We start from the raw sequence: 6,112 nt of genomic DNA, 5'->3' as shown, positions 1-6,112 counted from the left end.
GTAGTGCATACAACAATTGATTTTAAATAAATATTAAATTCTTTTTTCATTAAATATTCCAAAATAGCCTCATTGTCTTTTTGGAGAATATTTTTTATTTCAGTGTATTCTTGGCCGAAAAATAGATATTTAACCAGGGTAAGTTTCTTTTGCAACTCCTCTTTTAATCTTTGTATCGTTTCATTAGAGCTTTCTGTGGGGGATTTTCTATTAAAATCTAAAAATTTATCTTTATCTGACATTATTTGTCGTATGTGATTTCTGAGATCTCGTGAAGAAATGAGGTCTTGATCAATTTCTTTAGATTGAGAAATATAAAACGCTTCCGGACGATTTTTCATGAATTTGATAACGTAGCGATTAAAAAAGTTATTCTGGAGTTGTTCGTTTATTCTTTCTACAAAATCAGTACCATAATGAGTTAACCTTTCAATAATTCCACTCTGAACGTATTCTAATTGTTCTTTTGCTGCTTTAGGATCAACGATGGCTACAAAATCGTTATTTACCAGGATAAATTCTTGTTTTCCTATTTTTAAACTGCCAATATTGAGCAATAAGGGAGCCGCAACTTTTATCACTGGAGGGAGCTTCGATGTATCGATGGGAAAATCGAAATCAGTATAAGTGCCTCGCTCATAAAGTGGTGATATCCAGCGCAGTATGTCGCTTGCAACAGCCAGATTTCCTCCTTTATTTAAATTACGCATTTCATCTTTATAAAAATTAAGTAAAGTATATTCTTTTTTCGTTAGAGTCAGATTTGCAAATAAAGCTGCATCAACAGAAAGAATTCTGTTTTCATCACAAAAAGTTTCTAATTCTTCAGTTGCTTCGCGTGTTAATAAGGTTGAATCATAAACTAGATTAATTTCGTCATTTGGATTTTTTTCGCGCATCTCCAACAAACGAACCTGATTTTCTAAATTCATGAATAGGTTCGGTTTCTTACTTAACCAGATTTTTGTATGCCTGTGAGGATTATACGTATACGATGATATGCTCATTATTTTCATCCCTTTGAAAAATAATAAGTTTCAATAATATTAATTCTATACATAAATGGGCGTTTGGCAAATTTAGTTGTAAAATGATGCAGAGAAACGAATAGTAATTGCTGAATAAACGACAATATGTTATAAATACGACGCTTTTAATACACACACGTTTCGACACATACGTTAGGGTCCCTTGAGGGTTTCGTATGGGGAGCGTGGAGGCATAACCCTGGAGATATAATAATGAATGTAAGTATGCGTGAATTGCTCGAAGCAGGAGCTCATTTTGGTCACAGAACCCGTTTCTGGAACCCTGAAATGGAAGAATATATATTTGGATCCCGTAACAAAATCCATATTATCAATCTTGAAAAAACAATGGTAATGCTAAATGACGTAGTGAACTACGTTGGCAAATTAGCAGCTAATAAAGCAAAAATCCTTTTTGTTGGCACGAAAAGAGCAGCACAAGAGAGCATCCGTGAGCAGGCAAGACGTTGTGGCATGCCTTATGTTGATCACCGTTGGTTAGGTGGGATGTTAACCAACTATAAAACAGTTCGTCAGTCTATATTTCGATTAAAAGAATTGAAAGAAATGAAAGAAAAGGGTTTGTTTGATGGAATGATTAAGAAAGAAGCTTTAATGTTGACTCGTGAGCTTGAAAAATTAGATCGTGGCTTAGGCGGCATTGAAAATATGGGCGGTTTGCCTGATGCATTGTTTGTTGTTGACGTTGGTTTTGAACATATTGCTATTGAAGAAGCACGTCGTTTAAAGATTCCTGTTATTGGCGTTGTTGATACCAATAATAGCCCAAACAACATTGATTACATTATTCCTGGCAATGATGACTCCATGCGAGCAGTTGATATTTATGTTCGTTGTATTGCTGATGCAATTTTAGATGCAAAAAATAGCAATACAGTGGGTGGAGTTTCTTCTGATGCTGAATTTGTTGAAGTTGCTCAAGAAAGTAATAAAGCAAAAATCGATGAATAATTAATCTATGAATGTGGGGCAGTAGGTCATATGACCTAATTTAGCCCCTTTTTTCTATGGGGAGAAATGAAGATGTCAATTAGTGCAAAACTAGTCATGGAATTACGCGAGCGCACGAAGGCTGGCATGATGGAATGTAAAAAATTTCTAATTGCAACCAATGGTGACATTGAAGCTGCGATTACTGAAATGCGTAAAGCCGGCCAAGCTAAAGCTGATAAAAAGGCCGACCGAGTTGCTGCTGAAGGTATCATTATTTTCGCTTGTTCTGAGAATAGGCATACGGCTGTAATGATTGAAATTAATAGTGAAACCGACTTTGTAGCTCGTGATGAACATTTTACTAGCTTCGCGAACAGCATTGCTGAAGTAGCATTAAACAATTCCGTTGATACTATACAAGGCTTATCTGCACTTGCTTTGTCGTCTGGAATCACAGTAGAACAGGCAAGACAAGAGTTGGTTGCTAAAATTGGTGAGAATATTAAATTACGTCGTATTGAGCGCATGAGCTGTGATGATGGAGTGATTGGTCATTATATGCATGGATCTCGAATTGGTGTATTAGTGGCTTTAAAAAATGGTGATGAACTTCTTGCTAAAGACATCGCGATGCACATTGCTGCAAGTAAGCCGATAGTTGTTAGTCGTGACCAGGTTTCTGCTGAAGCAATCGAAAATGAGCGTGAAATTTTTACTGCTCAAGCGAAAGAAAGTGGTAAGCCGCAAGAAATTATTGACAAAATGATTGAAGGACGAATTAATAAATTTATCGATGAAGTAAGTTTATTAGGACAGCCTTATATTAAAAACCCCGATATTAAAGTAGGTAATCTTCTAAAAGAGAATAATGCAGAGGTTATTTCTTTTGTTCGTTATGAAGTTGGTGAAGGCATTGAGAAAAAAGAAGATAATTTCGTTGAAGAAGTAATGGCTCAGGTTCGTACAGATGAATGAAAGCCACCCAAAACAAAAATACAAACGTATTTTACTTAAATTTAGTGGCGAAGCTCTTATGGGCAAGTCACAGTTTGGTATAGATCCAGCTGTACTTGATACTTTAGCAAAGGATATTGCTGAGCTTATTCAGATGGGAGTAGAAGTAGGTCTTGTGCTTGGGGGTGGCAATTTATTCCGTGGCAAGGCACTTTTTCAAGCTGGAGTGGGACGGGTTACTGGCGACCATATGGGAATGCTGGCTACGGTAATGAATGCTTTAGCAATGAGAGATGCTTTAGAGCGTATTGATTTACCAGCTCGTATTATGTCAGCTATTCCGATGTTGGGAGTAGTTGACTCCTACCACAGACGTAAAGCAATCACTCATTTACGAACAGGGCATGTAGTTATTTTTGCAGCCGGCACGGGTAATCCCTTTTTTACCACAGATACTGCCGCATGTTTAAGAGCTATTGAAATAGGCGCGGATGTTGTTTTAAAAGCGACTAAAGTAGATGGTGTTTATTCTGAAGATCCTTTAAAAAATCCCAAGGCTAAACGTTATGATTATTTGACTTATAAAGAAGTCTTAACTTATGGTTTAGAGGTTATGGACTCTACTGCAATTTGCTTATGCCAAGATCAAAATATGCCATTACAGGTGTTTGATATGGCAGCACCAAATGCTTTAAGACGAATTGTATCTGGCGAACAAGTAGGAACTATAGTCGGAGCTAATAATGATTAATGAAATTAAGCAAGATTCAGAAAAGCGCATGAAAAAAACTATTGATGCGTTGCATATAGATATGTCAAAGATTCGTACTGGAAGGGCAAATGTTGGTTTGCTGGATCATGTGCAGGTTGATTATTATGGTACTCAGACTCTCTTAAGCCAAGTTGCTAATATTGCTGCTAGTGATTCACGTACCTTATTGATAACGCCGTGGGAAAAAACGATGGTAGCAGCCATAGAAAAGGCAATTTTAACTTCTGATTTAGGTCTGAATCCTGCAACTTCTGGTTCTGCAATTCGTGTGCCTATGCCTCCTTTAACGGAAGAGCGTAGAAAAGAATTAATAAAAGTAGTTCGTAATGAAGGGGAACAAGGAAAAGTTTCGATTCGTAACATTAGACGTGATGCAAATAATCAATTAAAAGAATTAGTTAAAAATAAGGCTATTTCTGAAGATGATGAACGCCGTGCAACTGAAGTAATTCAGAAATTAACGGATAAATATATTCTTGAAATAGATGCCTTGTTAGTTGAGAAAGAAAAAGATCTAATGGAAGTTTAGAACTGTTTTGTGAAGCCTAGGTTTAGTAGAAAAGTTGCAGGAACTAGGGTGTTAAATTGTACCAACGGATGCGAGCTAATGTAATGAGTATTCTCGCTAGTGAACAACGCACAGAGGTACAATTTAACTGTTAATTAACTAAAGCAAACCGCCACTTCCTACTGCTAAAGCCGCGATGGGCATTCTTTTTAAATCTCTTTCTAAATAGATTAATCCTAGGACATGGATCAATAGAGATCATTCTAATGAGTTAGGACTTAATAATCACCAATGCAGCCCCACGATCCAACCCAAACAGTGCGCTTTAACTCCTTTGATGTTTCAATTTTATGTAAAAACAATTTCTTGTGTTTACATTTTGATGCAATTACTATCATATTAGCACTTTTTTTTATAGGAATTACCATCGTTTGGTTAAAGTATTTTTTTATTATTTGAAAAATTGGCCATTGTTCTTGGGGATTAGCTAAATTAACGGCTAAAAAGCCGTCCTCTGCTAATATTTTTCTACAGGAACTAAAGAATAATTCATTAATGCACTCAGGTGGAAAGTGGTTCGCATTATATAAATCAACCAATAAATGAGAATAAATAGTGGTACTATTTTGAACGTAATTCATTGCATTATCATGGATTACAGTAAAATTTTTTAGTTTTTCAATCATAAAAAATCGTTTAGCAATATCGATTACCTCTTCACTGTTATCTATCGCAACTAATGATGGGGAAGAATTATTAGTTGATAGCATTAAAGGAACACCTGCACCACCTAAGCCCAGCAAACAGGTAGGATTAGGATAGTGACGTGCCATAAGAGTTAGAATAGGTAGGTAGTGCAAAACAGGTTTTTGTGGAATACGTCGATTAATTACTGTTTGTAACGCGGTAGAACCTAAGGTAAGCCAACGATAAAATAAATTTTGGTATACTTTATAACCGGAGGGTGACTCATAAATACAAATTCCCAGTTTTGTTTTCCACATTTTTTTAATCTATTCTGATTGAAAAGGGTAGATGGAGCCTAATTTTAAAATCTGAGTTAATTCATCCAAGGCGCAAAAATTTTCATCAACTAATTGGGGATCAAGTAAGTCTACAACACTTAATTCTGTGCGGTAATGTTTTAGTATCCATTTATCTAAAATATCCAATAATTGATTATCCACTAATGCTCCTTGATGCATTGCTTTAATTTCTTCCTCATTTAAAGGAATACGCAATCTTAAGCATGCTGGACCACCGCCATTACGCATACTTTGTTTCAAATCGATATAATACACTGACTTAATAGGATTTTTACTGTCAGTAATCAGTACTTCAATGCATTCTTTAACACGCTGATTATTTTGGCATTCGAGAGGTGCAATTAAAATCATCTCATTGGTATTATTTAAGGTAATAATTTGTGAATTAAATAAATAGGATTCTACAGCATCTTGTATACTGAGTTGATTTGGGGACAGTTCAATAATCGTTAAGGGAAATGATGCTTTTTCATGTAATTCATTAAGTATGGCTTCCTGATCATCAAAAGCATCTTTATGGATTAGCAATAAGGATTCATTAGCTACCGAAATAACGTCATTGTGGAAAACTCCTTGATCAATAGCCTGTGGGTTTTGACGTGCAAAAACAACTTGATTTTTATGCAGTTGATGAGTACGCACAATAGCTTCAGAGGCCTCTAGTGTTTGGCGTGCAGGGTATTTTATAGGGCCTTTGCTCCCCTGTTCTGTGCTAAATGCTTTTTTTCCATAAACAAACAGATGAATTCCTTGTTGGGAATGGTGTTGACAGAGACGGTTATGATTTGCTGCACCTTCATCACTGGTAATAATATATCTAGGAAGTATTGGGTGATGGTTAAAATAGTTG

General features: G+C 35.8%; 7 protein-coding genes. 4 read left to right on the top strand and 3 right to left on the bottom strand.

From position 1 onward, the window contains the following. Positions 1-1,007 (bottom strand): glycosyltransferase family 88 protein (locus tag WA877_RS00270; protein ID WP_425168942.1); only part of this gene is annotated, 1,007 nt, incomplete at its 3' end. Between the two features lie 231 nt (positions 1,008-1,238). On the opposite strand from WA877_RS00270, the gene rpsB reads away from it, so the two are divergent. The 4 genes from rpsB to frr all read left to right on the top strand — a co-directional run bounded on the left by rpsB (position 1,239) and on the right by frr (position 4,237). Then, positions 1,239-2,000 carry a 30S ribosomal protein S2 gene (rpsB, locus tag WA877_RS00265; protein WP_425168944.1) on the top strand — a complete coding sequence of 254 codons (762 nt, stop codon included), beginning with the start codon at positions 1,239-1,241 and terminating at the stop codon, positions 1,998-2,000. 72 nt (positions 2,001-2,072) lie between these two features. Then, complete coding sequence (gene tsf, locus WA877_RS00260) at positions 2,073-2,957, top strand: translation elongation factor Ts (RefSeq protein WP_425168943.1); 885 nt, start codon at positions 2,073-2,075, stop codon at positions 2,955-2,957. Then, entirely contained in the window at positions 2,950-3,687 is a 738-nt protein-coding gene (gene pyrH / locus WA877_RS00255) for a UMP kinase (RefSeq protein WP_425168941.1), read from the top strand. Before tsf ends, pyrH begins: the two co-directional genes overlap by 8 nt. Further along, the gene (gene frr, locus WA877_RS00250) at positions 3,680-4,237 is read left to right on the top strand and encodes a ribosome recycling factor (protein WP_425168940.1); all 558 of its coding nucleotides are present in this window, start codon (positions 3,680-3,682) and stop codon (positions 4,235-4,237) included. The genes pyrH and frr overlap by 8 nt, the downstream gene beginning before the upstream one ends. A gap of 257 nt (positions 4,238-4,494) precedes the next feature. Here frr and WA877_RS00245 read toward each other — a convergent pair whose 3' ends face one another. Together WA877_RS00245 and WA877_RS00240 are read right to left on the bottom strand one after the other, a co-directional pair. Further along, on the bottom strand, positions 4,495-5,220 hold the full coding sequence (locus WA877_RS00245; protein ID WP_425168939.1) for a spermidine synthase: 726 nt from the start codon (positions 5,218-5,220) through the stop codon (positions 4,495-4,497). 9 nt (positions 5,221-5,229) lie between these two features. After that, the coding region (locus tag WA877_RS00240) for an N-succinylarginine dihydrolase (RefSeq protein WP_425168938.1) at positions 5,230-6,112 on the bottom strand (883 nt) is incomplete at its 5' end.

Origin of the sequence: Legionella sp., from assembly GCF_049790535.1 — a bacterium.
Classification (GTDB): Bacteria; Pseudomonadota; Gammaproteobacteria; order Legionellales; family Legionellaceae; genus Legionella.
This window is presented reverse-complemented; position numbering and strand designations above follow the sequence as displayed.